The organism is Photobacterium sp. GB-210 (assembly GCF_003026075.1).
GTDB lineage: Bacteria > Pseudomonadota > Gammaproteobacteria > Enterobacterales > Vibrionaceae > Photobacterium.
This window is the reverse complement of the sequence record NZ_PYNU01000030.1, coordinates 12,097-32,829: the sequence shown is the minus strand read 5'-3', so window position 1 is coordinate 32,829 and position 20,733 is coordinate 12,097. Positions and strand designations below refer to the sequence as shown.

Here is a 20,733-nt window from a genome sequence, read left to right as displayed (position 1 = left end):
GCTCATGATTGATATTGAGCAAGTGATTGATCGTTCTCGCCGTATTGAAGATTTATTACGTCAGCATTATCACGCGAAAGGTTCTGAGCTTCAGCAATTAATTATCAGTTGTGAAGATCGCCTACCACATGATGTGCTAATTAAGCTGGATAAGATTGCTGAATTAAATAAACACTTCACTTCATCAGATACATTAGTTGATTCGAGTGATGAATTTATCAAGTTATGTAATTGGTGTGAAAAAGAGCTAGCCCCGCGAAGTAGTCGCTTGGTATGGGGAGTGGCTATTACATTATTGTGTGGCTTTACACTTGCGGCAATATGGTTTTATAGCGTGAATTGGCATCATATTAAGTTGTAAGCGTTAAATATTAGATTTTCTTATTTAGCCCGGTGCAGTAATGCGTCGGGTTTTCTTTTATTTAAAGATCAAAAATTGTAGGAATTTAATACGAATATTAACATTTTGTGACGTAGATAAAAAAATGGCGCCAATAGGCGCTATTTTTTGAAATTGATAATTCTTTTAGTAAAGAACGGGCAATGTCATTAGGCCTACAACAACTGCAATCATCATAAGTCCTTGTTTTTGTGAAGGTGTCATTATTCTTTCATCCTTTTTTAGTGGTTATTTTTTTCTTGACAAAAAGAATAACATTTTTTTAGCTGGTTTGGCAATTGAGGTTGGTGAAAAACTTAGATAAAAACATTTTAAAATCAAGATAAAGCTTTTAAATGGCAGAAAAAGAGAAGTTTATTGTTTTTTTACTATGGTGTTTTTTATGTTTTCTGGTTTGTTTTTATTTTATCTTTTTGATTTTATTGTTTTTATTTATTTTTCGATGTGAGTGAGAATTGCTTAGTTATCAAAATAAGTGTTTATGTTATCTAGTCTTTTGTACTTTTATTTATTCTAACTTTTCTGTGGTGATGTTTGTTTTTTTATAACTAAATCAGTCGTTTTTTGTGTTTTTATTACCAAAACGCCTATTTGAATTGTGTTTTTATTTTTTTTGGTGGTTTATTCACCAAGGTAATATGTGTAAAAACTTACAGTGATAGCATGATTTTTTTTCTTATCTTAATGTTCTTATTGGTTTTTTTTAATTTGGTTTATAGTGTTCTTGAGGCTGCGATGTTTTTGGTGGATATAAAGTGGTAAAAAATTAATAAAATAGCTTTTTACGAGAGATAAACGGTTGCTTTTACAATCTATCAAAGGTGCATTGAGGGCTGTTATAAGGTGGTTGTACACCATTTCTGATTATTGAGATGGCAAACACCATGATATTTGCTCACCTTTACAAAGAGTGTATTTAACAGCGTAGTGAATGTCTGATTATGTGGTTATGTATTATATTTTTAGCGGTATTGCACATTACTGCTGCTTATCGAGGACCACGCTGGCTTTACTATGTCAGTAAACCGTTAACGGTTATGTTGATGGTAATACTATGTGTATGGAGCGGTGCCCCTAGTTTTTATTACTGGGCAATTGTTATAGGGCTTTGCTTTTCAATCATTGGTGATATTTACTTAATGTTACCAGCAGATCGGTTTCTTACTGGCCTGATGAGCTTTTTTCTTGCTCATATTGCTTTTACCGTCGCATTTGCCAGTCAATGGCAAGGAACAATAAGCTGGTGGCTACTTGCGCTTTGTCTTGCCATCGGTATTGTCGTTTTTTTACTGTTGTTACCCTCTCTAGCACCACTACAAACGCCAGTTGCTTTCTATATACTCATTATTATGGCGATGACCTTTGCTGCTGGGCAGTATTGGTTGTTGTCCCATAGCCAAGCCGCACTATTTACCATCGTTGGCGCTATTTTATTTGTGCTATCAGATCTGACCTTGGCTGTTAATCGTTTTAAGGGTGAGTTCAGTGCCGCAACGGCGATCATTATGTCGACGTACTTTATTGCCCAAGGTTTATTTGTTGGCTCGGTACTCGTTTTATAGCCTGTCATTTGAGGAGTTATCTATGTCAGAGCAATGGCAGTGTATCTATAGCGCTTGTAATAGCTTGGAAGCGCACAGCGTGAAAGGGTTATTAGAAAGTGAGGGAGTGAATGCACGGTTAACGGGTGAGGCGTTAGGTGCTGCGATGGGAGAGCTTCCAGCGAATGTTGTTGAAGTGAAAGTATGGGTTGAGCAATGGCAATGGCAACGCGCACAAGGGATTGTCAGTGATTATAAACGCACTGATTACCATGATTGGCATTGTTCGCAGTGCGGTGAAGTGAATCAAGGGCAATTTGAACTGTGTTGGAATTGCCAATGCGACCGCGATCAAGAGCCTTAATCTAGGTGAAAAGTAAGTATCAAATCAACGTGCAAATGATAAGAAAACCCAACCGTCTTTAACCCCATTCTTTAATGCGTATCCCTTCTTGATAGATGGTTATTCCGAATCATCTTTTTGCTGTCTAATTTCCTCGTCTTACCTATTCCGCTATTAAGTACTTCACGATATTCTCTTTAATTATTACTTTTTGGTAATAATCTTTTGTTATTTTATCGTATTGTTGTTTTTAGTGTAATTATTGATAATGCATCCATCGAAACGCACAAGGCGTTCAAAAACATAAAGACACAAGGTTTTATTACTCATGAAAACAGTTATTAAAGCAACTATCGCAGCCGCTATCATCGCTATGTCTTACAACGCTTCAGCTAAAGATGGTGCGTTCACAGGTAATGTTCAATTTCAAAAAGCAGCGGCTAGCACTATGAATGCAGGCCACTACCAAAAACAAGGTACTGCAGAGCGTTCACACTCAGGTGTGGTATTCACACAATCAGCATCACAACTTACTTTTGCTGAAAAGCTACTGTCTGCTGCTGATAAATAAGCCGCTGAGCGCTGTAAACAATACGCCCATTTCTATTGTTACCCGCACGTAATAGTAATTTACTTTTAACTCTATTGTTTATATTTCAGTAAATGAGAAGATGTCGGCATCGACACCAACAACAACCATAACGATTCGGTGCCGGTAACACTCACTTTGCTATTCACACTCTGTAAAAAATTCCGGCTTATGGCACATGCGATAAGCCAACATAAATTCTTAAATATTAACGGAGCTTCATTATGAGCAATGTATTCTACATGCCACCTGTAACATTAATGGGTCCTAACGCTATTCAATCTTTAGGTGCTGAACTTGCCTCAAAAGAGCTGAAAAAAGCCCTAATCGTGACAGACAGTGTATTAGTTGAAGTGGGTTTAGTGAGCAAACTAACTGACGAGCTAACTGCGCACGGCCTTGATTACACTATTTACGATGGTGTGCAACCTAACCCAACTGAGAAAAACATTGAAGATGGCCTAGCGCTACTAGCAAGCAGCCATTCTGATTTTGTGATTTCATTCGGTGGTGGTTCTTCACACGATACTGCTAAAGGTATCGCACTTGTGGCAGCGAACGGTGGTCATATTCGTGATTACTCGAAAGGTGTACACCTTTCTAAAAAGCCACAGCTTCCATTGGTAACCGTGAACACAACAGCAGGTACTGCTTCAGAAATGACCGTATTTGCAATCATCACTAACCAAGAAGATGAAACCAAATACCCAGTGGTTGATAAGCACTTCACGCCGATTATTGCAGTAAACGATTCAGAGCTAATGGTCGCAATGCCTAAGTTCCTAACTGCTGCAACTGGTATGGATGCATTAACACACGCCGTTGAAGCCTATGTTTCAACAGCTGCAACACCCATTACTGATGCATCTGCCATTAAAGCGATTGAGCTGATTGTAAACAACCTAGAAACTGCTGTTAACGACGGCCAAAACCGCGAAGCACGTGATGCAATGCAATACGGCGAGTACCTTGCTGGTATGGCATTTTCAAATGCATCTTTAGGTTACGTTCACTCAATGGCGCACCAATTAGGTGGTGTTTACGACCTGGCACACGGCCTATGTAACGCGATCCTATTGGCAGAAGTTTCACGCTTTAATGCCAAACAAGTACCTGAGCGTTTTGTTGATATTGCTAAAGCAATGGGTATCGACACAGCAGCAATGTCCCAAGAGCAAGCAGTAAATGCAGCCCTTGAAGCGATTGATGCACTCTCTGAAAAAGTGGGTACTAAGCAACGCCTAGCTGATTTAGGTGTAACTGAAGACAAGCTAGCGTTCATGGCGCAAAACGCCCTAAACGATGCATGTTCTTTAACGAACCCACGCAAAGCGAGCCTAGAAGAAATCGTAGCGATCTTTAAAGCACGCATGTAATTACCCTGATTATCGGTAATGAGGTGATGCAACAAAAAAAGCGAACCCTAGGGTTCGCTTTTTTATTATCTTTAATTTGGTTACATCATATGCTTACGGCGGATATCAAGTAGGGCGAAGATACCAAAAATTAAAATGGACCATTTTTCCCAACCGGACATGTTAATTTTGTCGCCAAATGCACCAATAAATATCAGCATTTGTAAGCCATGCATCATAAACAAGAACGCTGTCATGATATATAACGCCATAGCAGCAACGCCAGGGAATGGGTGAACGATATTAATCAGTAGTACCAGCCAAACAAAGGCAATGGCAAGTTTTGCGATAAGTATTAGCGCCTTCATGGTTCCTCTCTTGCAAATAAGCGGTAGCAAACCTGTCCTGCCGTTTTTTCACGGTGTAGGTGCCAATGGCTTGGCGTTATCAGGTTGCCCAATTCCTTTTCTGCTTCAATATAAATCATTGCATGGGGAGCAAGCCAGCCGTTGTTTTCTAATGCGGCGATTACGTCTTGAATAAGATCTTTTCTAAATGGGGGATCAATAAAGACTAAATCATGTGCACGTCCTTGTTGTGACAAAAACGTTAAGCTGTCACCATTAACCACAGTGGCATTTTTTGCCCCAACGGTTTTTAAGTTTTGCTCTAATTGATTCGCGGCTTTTTTGTCGAGTTCAAGCATCGTTACGCTTTCAGCACCACGAGAAAGAGCTTCAAAACTTAAACCGCCGCTACCAGCGAACAGATCAAGGCATTTAGATTGATAAATGTCTTGCGCTAACCAGTTGAAAAGTGTTTCTTTTACACGGTCAGTGGTCGGACGTAGTCCTTCGACATCATGAACGGGTAATTTGCGTCCACGCCATTGTCCGCTAATGATGCGAACGAACCCGCCAGGACGATTATTTTGTGGTTTGCGAGTTGTTTGTTGTCTACGCTGCGTCATAGATTTTTTTGACCGTTAAGAAAATGATAGTATACACCTGTTTTTAGGCTGCAAATTGTACCAATCAAGCGCTAGGATTCGCCAATGGCAGAAAAAAAGAAACGCGGTTTATTTTCATGGCTCGGATTTGGCTCTGAAGATAACGATGCTCAAAAGGAACAAACTACTGAACAATCAGTAGTGGATGGGGCTATTGATAGCCCTGAATCAACACATTCCTCTGACGAGGCGAAGACGAAAGTTGAGCATAATAATGATGTTCAAACTGACGAAAGCGCTGCGGCAGAGCAAGAAAAGATTGCTAAGACCGATGATGTCGAATTGGCAAAGACGTTGCAAGTAGATGACACTGAAAAAAGCAGTGTTATTGAAGAAACTGTAACGACAGAGCCTGAAGCTTCAAATGTTCTTGAGCCTTCTAATGCAATAGATAACGCTGAGATTGTCGAATCTATCACTTCAACAAGCGTTGAAACAGGTGAAACTGAATCAGCGACGGAAGAAGAGATAGCAAAACCCGTCGAACAAGAAAAACCAAAATCGGAAGGCTTCTTTGCCCGCTTAATGCGTGGTTTAAAGAAAACTAAAACCAACTTTGGTGCGGGTTTCTTTGGCTTATTTAGCGGTAAGAAAATCGATGATGAACTGTTTGAAGAGCTGGAAGAGCAGCTGCTCATTGCAGATGTCGGCATGGATACCACGCTGAAAATTATCGAAAATCTGACCGATAAAGCATCAAAAAAGGAACTTAAAGACGGTGAAGCCCTCTATGGTTTACTAAAAGATGAACTCGCTGGCATGTTAGCTAAAGTCGAACAACCTTTGGTTATCGATACTAGCAAAAAGCCTTATGTCATCTTAATGGTCGGCGTAAATGGGGTGGGTAAAACGACCACTATCGGCAAGTTAGCGAAGCAATTCCAAGCGGAAGGTAAATCTGTGATGTTAGCAGCAGGTGATACATTCCGTGCTGCTGCCGTTGAACAGCTGCAAGTTTGGGGTGAACGAAACCACGTTCCTGTTGTTGCCCAGCATACGGGGGCTGATAGCGCATCAGTGATCTTTGATGCCATTGAATCGGCAAAAGCAAAAAATGTTGATGTGGTTATTGCTGATACTGCTGGCCGTTTGCAAAACAAAGGCAACTTAATGGAAGAGCTGCGTAAGATTGTACGTGTAATGAAAAAGGTGGACGTTGATGCCCCTCATGAAATTATGCTAACTGTCGATGCGGGCACCGGTCAAAATGCCATTAGCCAAGCTAAATTGTTCAGTGATGTTGCTCCTGTATCAGGAATTACGATCACTAAGTTAGATGGTACAGCGAAAGGTGGTGTGATCTTTGCGGTGGCAGATCAGTTTAATATTCCGATTCGATACATAGGTGTCGGTGAAGGTATTGACGATCTCCGTCCATTTGCTGCAGAAGAATTTATTGAAGCATTATTTAGTGATGAGGAATAAAGTGTGATTCGATTTCAGCAGGTAAGTAAAGCTTATCGTGGCGGTAGGCAAGCCCTACAGAAAGTAGATTTTCATCTACGTCCAGCAGACATGGCTTTTTTAACTGGTCACTCTGGTGCAGGTAAAAGTACCCTGCTGAAATTAATTTGTGCTTTAGAACGACCAAGTGATGGCCAGATCTGGTTTAACGGTCATGACATCACGCGATTGCCAAATAAGCAGATCCCTTTTCTGCGCCGAAATATCGGTATTATTTTCCAAGATCATAAATTGTTAATGGATCGCAGTGTGTACGACAACGTCGCGTTACCACTGCGAGTGGAACAAGTCTCGGAAAATGAGATTAAGCGTCGTGTTTGTGCGGCACTTGATAAAGTTGGATTATTGGATAAAGCAAAATGTTTGCCGATCCAATTATCTGGCGGTGAACAACAGCGTGTGGGTATTGCCCGCGCTGTTGTTAACAAACCTATGTTACTGCTAGCTGATGAGCCTACCGGCAACCTAGATGCGGATTTATCACAACAAGTACTACGCTTGTTTGAAGAATTTAATCGTGTTGGAGTCAGCGTTTTAATGGCAACCCACGATACATCATTATTAGCGAGTCGAAATTATCGTCGCTTTGATTTACAAAAAGGAAATCTAAGGGAGCTTACTCATGGCGCGTAAATCTACGGGCTTTTTTGCGATCCATCGTCAGCAAGGAAGTGCCGCATTAAAGGATATGTTTCGTCGCCCACTAGGTAACTTTTTAACCTTAGCTGTACTCGCATTTGCGTTAACGCTACCGTGCACCTTCTACCTAATGGCTAAAAATATCACGGTAGTGGCAGATTCTTGGCAAAACCCTAGCCAAATTACGTTGTATTTGAATAACGATGTCAGTGACAGTGACGGTCAAGCTTTTGCTGATACTGTTAAAACTTGGCCTGAAGCAGAAAGTGTTCAATATATTTCGGCGGCCAAAGGATTAGAAGAATTCCGTCAACACGGTGGCTTTGAAAAAGCACTCAGTTTGTTTGATAGTAAAGATAATCCATTGCCAGCGGTGGTGATTGTTAAGCCTGCACCTGATTGGCAGGGCGATGTGCAAGCCCGTGCGCTAGCCGATAAATTAGGTAAAGAGCCACAAGTTAATGAAGTGCGTTTAGATAGTGATTGGTTACAACGTTTAGCTGCTATTCAAGATCTTGCTATAACGTTAGCGGCATTGATGTCAGGCTTAATGCTCTTTGCCGTGTTTTTAATTGTTGGCAATACATTACGTTTACAAGTGTTGAGCCATAAAGATGAAATCCAAGTGATGAAAATGGTGGGGGCAACCGACAGTTATATTTTGCGCCCTTATCTCTATGTTGGTGCTTGGTATGGTTTAATTGCGGCCGTGATTGCTTGGATCTTAGTGGCGATTGTGACATTACTGCTTGATGAAGCTGTGGCGAAACTTGCTAACCTCTATGGAAGCAATTTTAGAATGATAGGATTGAGCTGGGATGAAAGCTTAATTATGGTTATGCTTGCTACGTTTTTAGGCTTGTTGGCAGCACGACTTTCTGCTGGTCGACATCTAAAAGAGATCGAGCCTGTGTAACGTATTGTTTCTCAGCCCTGACATCATTTTATTTATTATTGATGCCTGTAATTCATATTCATTTGTACTTGAGCTTGCAATTGAACTATGTTTACAGGCATTATTGCATGTTCACGTAACGTTCGTTGTCGTTTATTTATCGTTACGATAGAACAAAAATAGCACAAACATACGAGGTCTTTGAATGTCACAAGAGATGTCTGCAATGGCTCTGGTATCAACGGAAAGTTTAGATAGTTATATCCAAACTGTTAATCGTTATCCAATGCTTACGCCTGAGCGTGAGAAAGAGTTAGCTGAACGTCTGCATTACGATGATGATATTAATTCTGCGAAAGCTTTAGTAATGTCGCATCTGCGCTTCGTTGTTCATATTGCTCGTGGTTACTCTGGTTATGGCCTACCAATTGCCGATCTTATTCAAGAGGGCAATATTGGTTTAATGAAGGCGGTGAAACGATTTAATCCCGAAGTTGGGGTACGACTCGTGTCGTTTGCTGTGCATTGGATTAAAGCAGAGATCCACGAATATGTACTGCGTAATTGGCGAATTGTGAAAGTTGCAACGACCAAGGCACAACGTAAATTATTCTTTAACCTACGTAAGTCGAAAAAGCGCTTGGGTTGGTTTAATAATGATGAAGTCAATATGGTCGCAGAGCAGCTTGGGGTTGAGCCTTCCGATGTACGTGAAATGGAATCACGCCTCGCAGCGCAAGATCCTACGTTTGAAATGCAAAATGACGATGATGAGCGTGATACCACACCGGTTGCTCCAGCTTACTATTTAGAAGATAAAAGCTCTGATGTCGCATTAACCTATGAAGAAAACAACTGGGAAAATCATGCTAACAATCGATTATCTCAGGCGTTAGCGAGCCTTGATGAACGTAGTCAGCATATCGTACGTTCACGTTGGTTAGATGATGAAAAATCAACATTGCAAGATTTAGCCGATAATTACGGTGTTTCTGCCGAGCGTATTCGCCAGTTAGAAAAAAATGCGATGAAAAAGTTAAAAGATGCAGTGGGCGATTTTTATTGATCCTTTGCCTCGTGAAGATGAGAAGCCGACCTAAGTGTCGGCTTTTTTGTGCCTGAGGATCCGTAATGACGCTGAGAAACAGAGTGATCTAACTTAGTTGACGGAGCTGAGTATCGTCTTGAATTTAATGAGATATACATCACAATTGTGGGTGTGATTGTGTACTAAATAGCATGTTATCCACAGCTTATGATCGGATCCTAACTATATGTAGTGGATCCTTTGTTTTTAAAACACATTATCAACGCAATTCACAGTTTTTTCCACAGGCGATTACTTTGTGTTCATGTTGTGGTTATGATCATCGACAAGCCCTTGTCTTCATTTGAAACTTCATTAGCCAAGAAGATACTTAGGTGTGGATAAACCCTGATTTTGGCATGGAATATATCCCTAAAAGCTGAGGTATACTGTGCTTAATAATGAGATATCGCAGTAAAACGTCAGGATCATGTGAAAAGGATCTTGTCTGGGTTTGGCGGATCATATTATTTAGCATATGTAGATCACGATGCGATGATAAAAATAACAAGTCAGGTAAAGGAAAATCATGGAACAGTTTCAACATATCTCAGTCGAGCAGGCTTATCAGTTATTACAACAAACGGATAGCCAGGCAGTTTTAGTCGATATTCGCGATCCTCAGTCATTTGCCCTAGCGCACCCAGAGCAAGCGTTTCATTTAACCAATGACACCATGGTTAGTTGGATGGATCAGGTGGACTTTGAGCAGCCGGTGATTGTGATGTGCTACCACGGTATCAGTAGTCAAGGCGCTGCACAGTATTTGATCAATCAAGGTTATGAAAATGTGTATAGCTTAGATGGTGGCTTTGAAGGTTGGCGTCGTGCGGCATTACCTGTGATTGAAGCATAAAGGCTTTACAGTGGTATCGAGCGCGCGATAATGATAGATCTTAAGTCAGATTCTATTTTTGAACAGAAAGGTCATCATTATGTATCGCTTAGCGGGATTTTATAACCCACGACAGGCACAAGCTTTTATCGATTATATGGCCTATCGAGGTATCGAAATATCGATGGCGCCAGAGCCTGAAGGTAAATTTGCATTATGGTTGGCAGATGAGCAATACCTCGTTGAAGCAGAAGCTGAGCTTAATGCATTTTTACTCGATCCAAATAATAACAAATATCAAGCGGCATCTTGGCAAGTCGCTGAAAGCCGAACCGCAAAGTTTAACTACAGTAATCCAAGTTTGATCAACATGGTTAAAGCTCAAGCTGGGCCTTTTACCTTATTGGTCATGGTCGCATCATTAGTGATTTATGGCTTATGGTTACTCGGGTTTGAACAGATCTTATTTGAATGGCTACATTTCCCGTTTATGAATGGCGATCAATGGGAGTTATGGCGTTATTTCTCTCATGCGTTACTGCATTTTTCTCCTCTTCATGTAATTTTTAACTGCCTATGGTGGTGGTTACTGGGCGGGCAAATTGAACGTCATAGTGGTTCTGCTAAATTAGTGCAGATTTTTTTACTGTCCTCATTAGTTTCAGGTTTTGGTCAGTTCTGGCTTGATGGGCCTAATTTTGGTGGCTTATCTGGTGTGGTATATGCGCTATTGGGCTACATCTGGTGGATGGGATGGCTGGCACCACAACGAGGTTTAGTGATTGCCCGCTCTTACGTTGTGTTTATGTTGGTATGGCTAGTGATCGGATTTGCAGAGCCGATGGGAATGTCGATTGCCAATATGGCGCACTTATTTGGCTTAATTTCAGGCTGTGTGATTGCGTTATTTGACGCTAAAGTGAATCCACTAAAGCAAGCTAAATAATTAAGAGAAAATATCGTTAAAGGGACAGTTTGCTTTAACGATATTTCACCGCTTTTTCTTTTATTGATAAAGAAACTTAGTAAAGAGCAGTTCAGCAACGGGCTGTTGGCGCGTTTCTGCTAGCAGGAGTCGATTGACTTGATCTTGGCAAGCTCGGCGGATCTCTTCACGGCCAGCAAGCGATTTGATTTTTGCTTCTGGTTGTTTACTCACAATATCAATAATGGCATCACGGATAAGCGGGGTGTGGTGCTCAATATTGGTGAGGTTGGTTTGATTGTTTATCATCAAATCCACTTGGAGACGAATATAACCCAGCCGTTTACCTTGGGTAACATAGTTGGTTGTGATGTCAGGCTCTAACGTGTAGTAAGTGATTTGAGGGGGAGCTGCCACATCTTCATTAGATGCTATCGCCACTGGGCTTTGAAGCATGCTGACAAGCGTTAGCGCTGCCACAAAAACAGATAATTTTATCATTATACTTATGTTGTCCACTTAGTTTGTGAGAAACAGGTGTAATCTTTGCACGGTAACGATATTCGTACTGGTTACAGCTTGCTACAATAGCAGATCATTATGGTAATAAATTAACTGAATACAACCAAGTGTTATCGATCACGAGTTTGTTGATTAAGTAGTGAGAAAATGTCGGAATTCAAGCAGTTATATAGTCCGTTACTTGAAGGTGCTGTATGGTATCCAGCCTCTGAATGGGCATTAGAAGGAGGTTCCGTTGGTTCTTGGTTACTCGAGTCTGACTCTTTATCGCGCCGTTTAGCCGCGCATTGTCGTGTTTTTTCAGTCACAGTATTAGCACAAAACGTAATAAAAAATAGTGAGTTATCACTATCAGAACGTGCGTTATTAGGACACAGCGATTGCCTTGAACGCATTGTTATGCTCAATGGTGATCAACAGCCTTGGGTCTATGCTCGAACACTAATGCCGACCACTATATTATGTGGGGACGAAAGTGATTTAGCCGAATTAGGCGCAAATCCTTTAGGGTATCGTATTTTTAATGGCAACAATTCCCGTCGTGATGCTCTGGAAGTGGCAAGAATAGGCATGCCAGAACAATCGATTTGGGCTCGTCGTTCAAGATTATGGATTAATGAAAAAGCTATGCTGGTGGCAGAGTTGTTTTTACCTCGCTCACCTGTGTATGCAAGGAATAACAAATGTTAGAAATGACTAAGGCGAGAGCGTTTTGGCAATTAGCGCGTTTTGATCGTCCCATTGGTAGCTTATTATTATTATGGCCAACCTTGTGGGCACTTTTTCTTGCCGCAGATGGCATGCCAAATATAAATGTATTAATTGTTTTTGTCTTAGGTGTCATATTCATGCGTGCAGCAGGATGCGTGATTAATGACTTTGCTGATCGTAATTTTGATGGCCATGTTAAACGTACTAAAGATCGTCCAATGCCGTCGGGTAAGGTGTCTGAGCGCGAAGCGTTAGGCTTATTTTTCTTGTTAGTGCTGGTGTCGTTTTTACTGGTTTTAACCATGAATAGCTTAACTATTATGTTATCTGTGGTGGGAGTACTATTAGCGGCATGTTATCCGTTTATGAAGCGTTATACTCATTTACCTCAGTTGGTTTTAGGCGTTGCATTTGGCTGGTCTATTCCAATGGCATATGCAGCACAAGCAGGTGATTTATCGCTGAGTGCATGGTTATTATTTACTGCTAATATTTTGTGGACGATTGCGTATGACACCCAATATGCGATGGTAGATCGGGATGATGATTTAAAGGTTGGGATTAAGTCGACTGCCATCCTATTTGGACGTTTTGATAAGTTAATTATTGGCTTACTTCAGCTTGCCACGTTGAGCTTATTGATTGCTGTCGGTATGGTGCTGCAATTAGACCAAGTGTATTACTGGTCATTGTTACTAGCGTCAGGCTTATTTGTTTATCAACAGATGTTGCTTAAAGAGCGCCTACGTGAAAGCTGCTTTCGTGCGTTTTTAAATAATAACTACTTCGGCATGATTGTCTGTGTCGGTATTGTATTAAGTGTCTGCTTCTAGAAACATGACTTAACGCTGTATTTCGTGAGTTTAATTGTTGAGTGTTAAAGATATAAAAAAAGCGCCGTTATGGCGCTTTTTTTCGTTACGTATTTTTATTCTTGTTTGTCTTTAGCGTCATCTAAGTGCATCACCGCTTGGATGGTGAGGTTCACTTCCGGTGAGACTAACGAGGTGAGTAGATTCGCTAAGTTTTCTACTGGACGTGCTACCGCGTGGCACTCGTCATTGAGATAACCTTCGCTACGCAATGTTTTCACCAAAATACTAAATACACCCTTATCGAAAAACTCTGGTGCATTGATCCCGTGTAAACGACTTAGACGTTGAGCAAGCACTTGGCTGTGATGCTCTAAATCATTTTTCGCCATTTCAGGCTCTGCACGGAGTAAAGTTAGTGCAATCGCATAACGTTGTAATGTTTCAGATATCGTGCGAGCCAGTAGCTGAAGAGGGCCAATACGGGCATTATTGATAGAAATGTTAATCCCATCGTTAAGTAATAGACGTTGGCGTACAAGCTCATCAATGATCTTATCAATTTCAGTATTTAGCTGTTCATTATCAAAACGTAAGAACAATTCCGCTTTTAAGAATGGATACAGTAATTCAACTTGTTCATGAATTTCATCATTGGTTAAGCTTTGCTGCTGTACCACAATATGCGCAATCAACGACGGTAATGCGAATAAGTGAATGATGTTATTACGGTAGTAAGTCATCAAGATCGATTGTTGACGATCAAGCGAAATAATATCGCCTAAGGTGTCATGCTCAACCACGAACTTATCCATTGCAACCGCATGCTCAATCATTTGCTCAGCATTTTCTTTTGGCGTTGTACACTGGCTTGAATATGGCGTATTACGCAATAGTTCAAGGTAGCATTCAATTTGCTGCTCTAGTACTTCACGGCTTAATGCGCGTTGTCGTGATGCCAGTAATGCAAGGGCGCATAACGTCATTGCATTGGTTGCTGCAGCGTCGTTAATATGTGTCATCATCTTAACGGCTAAATCGTTCACGACAGGCGTTAACCAGCTTGGTTTCTGCGGCTCGATTGGGTTAATGTCTTTGTGCCACTCAGGTACATTGTCATTTAAATATTGGTTAAGCGGAATAGGCTCACCAAAGTTGACATAACCTTCGCCTAAATTACGCAACTTACGTAATGTTCGGATAACTTGGCCGACATTTTCTTTCTCTTTACGCTTACCTTGTAGCTCTTTTGCGTAAGTGCCCACTTCCATTACATGCTCATAGCCGATGTACACTGGTACTAATGTAACGGGGCGATTTAAACCACGCAGCATAGCTTGGATTGTCATTGAAAGCATACCGGTTTTTGCCGGTAATAAGCGACCGGTACGCGAACGACCACCTTCACTGAAGTATTCAACTGAATACCCTTTAGTAAATAACTCAGATAAGTATTCACGGAATACTGTTGAGTACAGACGATCACCACGGAAACTTCGGCGAATAAAGAATGCACCACCACGACGGAAAATAGGACCGGCAGGGAAGAAGTTTAAGTTAATACCAGCGGCAATGTGTGGCGGTACTAAGCCTTCGTTATAAAGCACGTAAGAAAGCAATAAGTAATCCATGTGACTTCGGTGACAGGGCACATAGACTATTTCATGACCATCTTGTGCTAAACGGCGCACACGTTGGGCATTTTTGATATTCAAACCTTGGTAAAGTTTGGTCCATAGCCAGCGTAGGAAACGCTCACCGTTCTTGATCAGTGGGTAAGAGAAATCTGCCGCAATTTCTTCCATCATACCGATGGCTTCTTTACGTACTTTTTCAACCGGTACTTGGCGGCTGATCGCTTCTTCTTGTACCACTTTATCGATGGCTTTAGAGGCAAGTAGACGCTTAAACAACAGCTGACGATCAGGCAGGCGTGGGCCAGATGTCGCAATTTGCTGGCGTGAAAAATGGATTTTTGCCACGCGAGCTAATTTTTGTGCAATCGCATCATCGGTACCATGATGATCGGCCATATAACGCAGCGATACTGGCGTACTTAAACGCACTAAACAGTCACGGCCATGCGTTAAAATTGCCCAGAATTTTGCTGGACCATTTAACGGACGTAAGGTTGCTTTGCGTTGGGATTCTTTACCCGGTGCTCGTCCCCATAAAATAGAAGAGGGCACTAACTGAATGTTTAATGCTGGATCTTGTTTGTGTTGCTCAAGTAACTCGGTAAAGAGTTCAATCGAATCTTGAGGTAGAGCATTATTAGTGCCGAATACACTCGGGCCTTCAGCAACAAAGACAAAACGTGGAAAGCTACGGCCATTAATTTCTAACTTAGTTAATGGATCAGGTAGCCCTAATGCTTTAGCGCTGCTACGCAGTGTTAATAAATCAGTATTAGAGCAATACGGTAAAATGTAGGCGATTGGCCGCTCTAAATCTAACTCTAAATCAGCAACAGGATCAGATGGAATGGTTGCTGGTTTAACTAATAAAGAAAGCGGCAACTTTAATAATTGTTGATAAAATTTTTGCCAACGTGACATATTTATAACGAGCCTCAGAATCTTAATGCGCCGCAAGGATAGCAGAAAATGATTGATTTCATGCAGCTAAAATACAGTTGATAGCGGTTAAATTATCATTTTTTATGGTCTTTTATTGTTTCTTTTTGACCGATGAGTGGTTTAAAAAACAATCTGGCATGACCAGTGAGTTAAATCTAATTGATTCTACTGAAATTATTATCTTTGCGAGACGGCTGTCATTATTTTAGTACCTAAGCTCTGATAGGTTTGATTAACTGATCAAATTGGTGTTTTCGTAAACAATTGCCTTTTAATGTGGCTTAACACTGGATATACTCACAGTGAACTGTATAAAAAGACAGGTGACTCATGAAGCCGTTGACATTACGCCAACAAGAAGTCTTTGATTTAATCAAAGCAAAAATAGACGAAACAGGTATGCCACCGACACGTGCTGAAATTGCACGTGAATTAGGTTTTCGCTCTGCGAATGCGGCAGAAGAACATTTAAAAGCATTAGCACGTAAAGAAGTGTTGGAAATTATTCCAGGCGCATCGCGTGGTATTCGCTTACTTGTCAATCAAGAAGAGCCAGAAGAGCAGGGACTACCACTGATTGGTCGTGTCGCTGCTGGCGAACCGATTTTAGCGCAAGAACATGTTGAAGCGCATTATGAAGTCGATCCTATGTTATTTAAACCTCGTGCCGATTTTTTACTACGTGTAAATGGGATGAGTATGAAAAATATCGGGATTATGGATGGCGACTTGTTAGCTGTACATAAAACCCAAGATGTTCATAACGGTCAAGTTGTGGTTGCACGTGTTGATGACGATGTAACGGTTAAGCGTCTTGATAAGCAGGGAGCCAAAGTATTACTCCATGCTGAAAACGAAGAGTTTTCACCCATTGAAGTTGATCTTGAGCATCAAAGTTTAACCATTGAAGGCATTGCTGTTGGCGTGATCCGAAACGCTGATTGGATGTGATGGTTACTGAACGACGGATTGAGTGAAGCCAAAAAAGCGCAGTTAAAGCTGCGCTTTTTTATTGTCTTAAGAAAATGACGAGTAAGCTTTGCAAATCTAACTGATAATTATTATCATCCTTAATTCATAAGGAGATAATGATGACGAAAATAAAGCGCTACACCATTCCCTCTGACTTACTTCAACCGCTTTGGTATCGCAGCCGAGAAAGCTTAGCCGATGATGGTCTTATTTATGATCCGGTGGCTGCCGTAGCGTGTCGTCAATGTTATCTCGAACCTGATTGTGTCGGGCAACAAGTTCCTCAGCGTCAACTTTTACATGCCACTTTAACTTTGCAGTGCGATAAACAAGTGAAAGACTTCTTAACTCGCTATCCTTATGGGCAGGTTGTTAATCTTGGTGCAGGGCTTGATACCCGCTTTTACCGCGTAGATAACGGACGTTGTCGTTGGTTTGAGTTAGATACTGATGAAAATTTACTTTGGCGAGAGAAACTATTTCATCGCAGTGATCGTTATATGCTGAAAACGGGTTCAGTTACTGATCTCAGTTGGTTAAAGCGTCTACCGAAAAGTGCTCAAACACCGATACTTTTAATTTGCGATCAAGCACTATTAGCCTGTAATTCAGCGCAATTAGCGACATTTATCCAGCGTATGGGGTGTAGTTTTAGCCGCATGGAAATGTGTATCGTGGTTGCGGGCGATCTATGCCATGTCCCTATTGCGAAAAAAATGGGCTGCGGTGAGTATCATCATGGCTATCGTGATCCTGCGCAACAAATGATTAATTGGTTACCGTGGGCTGAGTTGATTGATTGTTTTAGCCCATTTGATAATCCCTGTCCGAGATGGCGAACATGGCAACGTTGGATTGCTAAAATGCCCAGTATGAAATATCGCTTAACGCCTGTTGTTGTTCATTTGAAATTATAGCGAGGTATGAATATTACTATCGTTAATATAAATAACGATTCTCGTACTTGTTGTAACTTATTGATATTGTGATACATGATAGCGAGTAGTTTATTTGTATCTATATATCAAAGTGTTATCTACTTTTTTGTTAGTTATTTTATATCCATGATTCTTTGCGTATTCTGCGATTCCTGCCTACGTTAAATATATCGAGACATTTTTATGTGTTGGTATGTGCTGCTCAATAAATGCTTTAAATAATAAAAAATAAATAATGCCGATTTGATAGCTCAGCTGCATCGTTAGTCATAGAAGCATTCTGCCACATAAAATTCGTTCAATTGCATATTTGAATGACAGGGGAGGTCAGAGCGATGGTTCGTTCATTGATCGCAGGAATAGCGAGTGTACTTTTCTCAATGCCGCTGATGGCTGACACCATACAGCTTAATATGACACCGGGTGTAACGGCGGTAAGTCAGAATGTATACAGTCTTCATATGACCATTCTCTACATTTGTATCGCGATTGGTGTGGCGGTATTCGGAGTTATGTTTTGGGCTATCTTTCACCACCGCAAGTCAAAAGGCGCAAAGCCTGCTTCATTCCATGAAAGTACTAAAGTAGAAATTATTTGGACGCTGATCCCGTTCATTATCTTAATAGGCATGGCTATTCCTGCAACTAAAACATTGATTGCAATGGAAGACACCTCAAAATCGGATGTAACTATCCTTGTGACAGGCTCGCAATGGAAGTGGCATTACAACTATTTCAACCAAGATGTTGAATATTACTCCCACCTTGCTACAAGTGCTGAACAAATCAGTAATCAACGGCAAAAGCGTGACAACTATTTATTAGAAGTTGATTACCCCTTAGTTCTTCCTGTCGGGCAAAAAGTACGCTTTTTGATCACCTCACAAGATGTGATCCACTCATGGTGGGTGCCCGCTTTTGCGGTGAAAAAAGATGCTAATCCTGGCTTTATTAATGAAGCGTGGACACAAATTGATAAGCCCGGTATTTACCGAGGTCAATGTGCCGAATTATGCGGTAAAGATCATGGCTTTATGCCGATTGTGGTGATAGCCAAACCACAAGCAGAATACGATGATTGGCTACAGAAAACCAAGATCACGCAACGTAAAGCGCGTGAAGAAGAGCAGCGTTTGTTGGACATGCAAATGTCATTAGATGAGCTTATGACGCTGGGTGAAAAGACCTATACCGCGCGTTGTGCCATGTGTCATCAAGCTAATGGGCAAGGTATTCCAGGAGCATTTCCAGCACTGGCTGGTGAAGGGGTTTCAGTTGATCCTAAACGTAAGTTAGAGCACATCAGCGTTGTTGTTCACGGTAAGGCCGGTACCGCGATGCAAGCGTTTGGTCCACAACTGAGTTTGAAAGAATTAGCCGCTGTTATTACCTATGAGCGTAATGCGTGGGGGAATAATACTGGAGAGTCTGTGCAAGCAGCGGAAGTACAAGCGATTAAAAACGGTCAGCAACTATAAAGGAGAGTAAGCATGACGGATATGATGCGCCAAGAAGCTGAAATTGATACTGCTGGCTGTACTGACACAGAACACGACCATCATTCGCATCCTGCGAAAGGGCTAAAGCGTTGGTTATTTACCACCAATCATAAAGATATCGGCACCCTATATTTGCTGTTTAGTTTAACCATGTTTTTTGTTGGCGGCGCAATGGCGATGGTTATTCGGGCTGAATTATTTCAACCGGGCTTACAGTTAGTGGAGCCCAACTTTTTTAATCAGATGACCACAGTTCATGGTTTGATTATGGTGTTTGGCGCCGTGATGCCCGCTTTTACGGGATTAGCGAACTGGATGATCCCAATGATGATTGGGGCACCAGATATGGCTTTGCCAAGGATGAATAACTGGAGCTTTTGGATCCTGCCTTTTGCATTTAGCTTGTTGTTAGCCTCTCTTTTTATGGAAGGGGGCGGGCCTAATTTTGGTTGGACATTCTATGCGCCACTTTCAACAACATATAGCCCACCGAGTACGGGATTGTTTGTGTTTGCCATTCATATCATGGGAATTAGCTCAATCATGGGAGCGATTAACGTTGTCGTGACCATCGTGAATATGCGCGCACCAGGCATGACGTATATGAAAATGCCACTCTTTGTTTGGACATGGTTGATCACCGCATTTTTACTTATCGCGGTTATGCCTGTTTTAGCAGGCGCAGTGACCATGGTATTAACCGATAAATATTTTGGTACGAGCTTTTTTGATGCGGCGGGTGGTGGCGATCCGGTGATGTTCCAGCATATTTTCTGGTTCTTTGGTCACCCTGAAGTTTATATTATGATTTTGCCGAGTTTCGGTATTATTTCTGCCATTATCCCTGCTTTTTCGCGCAAGAAACTCTTTGGTTATAGCTCTATGGTGTACGCCACGGCATCCATTGCTGGGTTAAGCTTTATCGTCTGGGCACACCACATGTTCACCACGGGGATGCCTGTCGCAGCAGAGCTATTTTTCATGTATTGCACCATGTTGATTTCAGTCCCTACGGGGGTGAAAGTCTTTAACTGGGTGGCAACGATGTGGCGAGGATCATTAACTTTTGAAGTGCCAATGTTGTTTGCTATTGCGTTTATTGTGCTCTTTACCATTGGCGGTTTTTCTGGATTGATGCTCGCTATTACGCCTGCTGATTTTCAATATCATGATACCTATTTTGTAGTTGCCCATTTCCATTATGTGTTAGTCACTGGCGCTATCTTTTCGATCATGGCTGCTGCCTATTATTGGTTACCAAAGTGGACGGGACACATGTTTGATGAGCGTTTGGCGCAATGGCACTTCTGGTGTTCGCTGATCTCGGTCAACATCTTATTTTTCCCAATGCATTTTTTAGGATTGGCGGGTATGCCACGTCGTATTCCTGACTATGCCCTGCAATTTGCAGATATTAATGCCGTGGTCAGTATTGGTGGTTTCTTGTTTGGGGTCTCTCAATTGATATTTATCGCGGTCTTGGTGAAATGTATTCGAGGGGGAGAAAAAGCACCTGCCAAACCATGGGAAGGTGCTGAAGGGTTGGAGTGGACAGTCGCATCACCTGCGCCATATCACACCTTTTCAACACCGCCCAAGATTGATCCTTAGGAGGCGT

General features: G+C 41.5%; 21 protein-coding genes. 17 read left to right on the top strand and 4 right to left on the bottom strand.

What is annotated here, in order from left to right:
- Nucleotides 1–4 precede the first annotated feature (4 nt).
- The 5 genes from C9J38_RS20340 (at nt 5) to C9J38_RS20315 (ending at nt 4,249) form a co-directional block, all read left to right on the top strand.
- A complete protein-coding gene (locus C9J38_RS20340; protein ID WP_107208669.1) occupies nt 5–361 on the top strand; it encodes a DUF4145 domain-containing protein in 357 nt (118 codons plus the stop codon).
- 980 nt (nt 362–1,341) lie between these two features.
- Nucleotides 1,342–1,962 carry a lysoplasmalogenase gene (locus C9J38_RS20330; RefSeq protein ID WP_107208668.1) on the top strand — a complete coding sequence of 207 codons (621 nt, stop codon included), beginning with the start codon at nt 1,342–1,344 and terminating at the stop codon, nt 1,960–1,962.
- 22 nt (nt 1,963–1,984) lie between these two features.
- Nucleotides 1,985–2,305 (top strand): DUF2007 domain-containing protein, encoded by a 321-nt coding sequence (locus tag C9J38_RS20325; RefSeq protein ID WP_005372049.1) that lies wholly within the window; start codon nt 1,985–1,987, stop codon nt 2,303–2,305.
- A gap of 307 nt (nt 2,306–2,612) precedes the next feature.
- Complete coding sequence (locus C9J38_RS20320; RefSeq protein ID WP_045154030.1) at nt 2,613–2,855, top strand: hypothetical protein; 243 nt, start codon at nt 2,613–2,615, stop codon at nt 2,853–2,855.
- 242 nt (nt 2,856–3,097) lie between these two features.
- A complete protein-coding gene (locus tag C9J38_RS20315) occupies nt 3,098–4,249 on the top strand; it encodes an iron-containing alcohol dehydrogenase (protein ID WP_107208667.1) in 1,152 nt (383 codons plus the stop codon).
- Between the two features lie 80 nt (nt 4,250–4,329).
- On the opposite strand, the gene C9J38_RS20310 is transcribed toward C9J38_RS20315, so the two are convergent.
- Both C9J38_RS20310 and rsmD read right to left on the bottom strand, forming a co-directional pair.
- Complete coding sequence (locus C9J38_RS20310) at nt 4,330–4,596, bottom strand: DUF1145 domain-containing protein (protein WP_005372036.1); 267 nt, start codon at nt 4,594–4,596, stop codon at nt 4,330–4,332.
- Nucleotides 4,593–5,198, bottom strand: coding sequence for a 16S rRNA (guanine(966)-N(2))-methyltransferase RsmD (gene rsmD / locus C9J38_RS20305; RefSeq protein ID WP_005372034.1), 606 nt, complete (start codon nt 5,196–5,198; stop codon nt 4,593–4,595). The genes C9J38_RS20310 and rsmD overlap by 4 nt, the downstream gene beginning before the upstream one ends.
- Nucleotides 5,199–5,282: 84 nt before the next feature.
- Between rsmD and ftsY the strand changes: the two genes are divergently transcribed.
- The 6 genes from ftsY to glpG all read left to right on the top strand — a co-directional run bounded on the left by ftsY (nt 5,283) and on the right by glpG (nt 11,103).
- The gene (gene ftsY, locus C9J38_RS20300) at nt 5,283–6,662 is read left to right on the top strand and encodes a signal recognition particle-docking protein FtsY (RefSeq protein WP_107208666.1); all 1,380 of its coding nucleotides are present in this window, start codon (nt 5,283–5,285) and stop codon (nt 6,660–6,662) included.
- 3 nt (nt 6,663–6,665) lie between these two features.
- Complete coding sequence (gene ftsE, locus C9J38_RS20295) at nt 6,666–7,334, top strand: cell division ATP-binding protein FtsE (RefSeq protein ID WP_006647648.1); 669 nt, start codon at nt 6,666–6,668, stop codon at nt 7,332–7,334.
- Nucleotides 7,324–8,256, top strand: coding sequence for a permease-like cell division protein FtsX (ftsX, locus tag C9J38_RS20290; RefSeq protein ID WP_107208665.1), 933 nt, complete (start codon nt 7,324–7,326; stop codon nt 8,254–8,256). Before ftsE ends, ftsX begins: the two co-directional genes overlap by 11 nt.
- 184 nt (nt 8,257–8,440) lie before the next feature.
- A complete protein-coding gene (gene rpoH, locus C9J38_RS20285; RefSeq protein WP_105061179.1) occupies nt 8,441–9,301 on the top strand; it encodes an RNA polymerase sigma factor RpoH in 861 nt (286 codons plus the stop codon).
- 550 nt (nt 9,302–9,851) lie between these two features.
- Nucleotides 9,852–10,178: a thiosulfate sulfurtransferase GlpE gene (gene glpE / locus C9J38_RS20280; RefSeq protein WP_105061178.1), complete on the top strand. Its 327-nt coding sequence runs from the start codon at nt 9,852–9,854 to the stop codon at nt 10,176–10,178.
- 79 nt (nt 10,179–10,257) lie between these two features.
- Nucleotides 10,258–11,103: a rhomboid family intramembrane serine protease GlpG gene (gene glpG, locus C9J38_RS20275; RefSeq protein ID WP_107208664.1), complete on the top strand. Its 846-nt coding sequence runs from the start codon at nt 10,258–10,260 to the stop codon at nt 11,101–11,103.
- 60 nt (nt 11,104–11,163) lie between these two features.
- Here the strand turns inward: glpG and C9J38_RS20270 are convergent, their stop codons facing one another.
- The gene (locus C9J38_RS20270) at nt 11,164–11,583 is read right to left on the bottom strand and encodes a flagellar basal body-associated protein FliL (RefSeq protein ID WP_107208663.1); all 420 of its coding nucleotides are present in this window, start codon (nt 11,581–11,583) and stop codon (nt 11,164–11,166) included.
- 168 nt (nt 11,584–11,751) lie between these two features.
- Between C9J38_RS20270 and C9J38_RS20265 the strand changes: the two genes are divergently transcribed.
- Both C9J38_RS20265 and ubiA read left to right on the top strand, forming a co-directional pair.
- A complete protein-coding gene (locus tag C9J38_RS20265; RefSeq protein WP_107208662.1) occupies nt 11,752–12,294 on the top strand; it encodes a chorismate lyase in 543 nt (180 codons plus the stop codon).
- Nucleotides 12,288–13,148, top strand: a complete 861-nt coding sequence (gene ubiA, locus C9J38_RS20260; RefSeq protein ID WP_107208661.1) for a 4-hydroxybenzoate octaprenyltransferase — start codon at nt 12,288–12,290, stop codon at nt 13,146–13,148. The genes C9J38_RS20265 and ubiA overlap by 7 nt, the downstream gene beginning before the upstream one ends.
- A gap of 95 nt (nt 13,149–13,243) precedes the next feature.
- Here ubiA and plsB read toward each other — a convergent pair whose 3' ends face one another.
- Nucleotides 13,244–15,685: a glycerol-3-phosphate 1-O-acyltransferase PlsB gene (gene plsB / locus C9J38_RS20255; protein ID WP_107208660.1), complete on the bottom strand. Its 2,442-nt coding sequence runs from the start codon at nt 15,683–15,685 to the stop codon at nt 13,244–13,246.
- A gap of 351 nt (nt 15,686–16,036) precedes the next feature.
- Here plsB and lexA point away from each other — a divergent pair, with 351 nt between their 5' ends.
- From lexA to ctaD, 4 genes are all read left to right on the top strand, one after another.
- Complete coding sequence (gene lexA / locus C9J38_RS20245) at nt 16,037–16,657, top strand: transcriptional repressor LexA (protein WP_005372006.1); 621 nt, start codon at nt 16,037–16,039, stop codon at nt 16,655–16,657.
- A gap of 140 nt (nt 16,658–16,797) precedes the next feature.
- Nucleotides 16,798–17,595, top strand: a complete 798-nt coding sequence (locus C9J38_RS20240; protein ID WP_107208659.1) for a class I SAM-dependent methyltransferase — start codon at nt 16,798–16,800, stop codon at nt 17,593–17,595.
- A 356-nt stretch (nt 17,596–17,951) separates the two neighbouring features.
- Nucleotides 17,952–19,094, top strand: a complete 1,143-nt coding sequence (coxB, locus tag C9J38_RS20235; protein WP_107208658.1) for a cytochrome c oxidase subunit II — start codon at nt 17,952–17,954, stop codon at nt 19,092–19,094.
- Between the two features lie 12 nt (nt 19,095–19,106).
- Nucleotides 19,107–20,726 carry a cytochrome c oxidase subunit I gene (gene ctaD / locus C9J38_RS20230; protein WP_107208657.1) on the top strand — a complete coding sequence of 540 codons (1,620 nt, stop codon included), beginning with the start codon at nt 19,107–19,109 and terminating at the stop codon, nt 20,724–20,726.
- Nucleotides 20,727–20,733 lie beyond the last annotated feature (7 nt).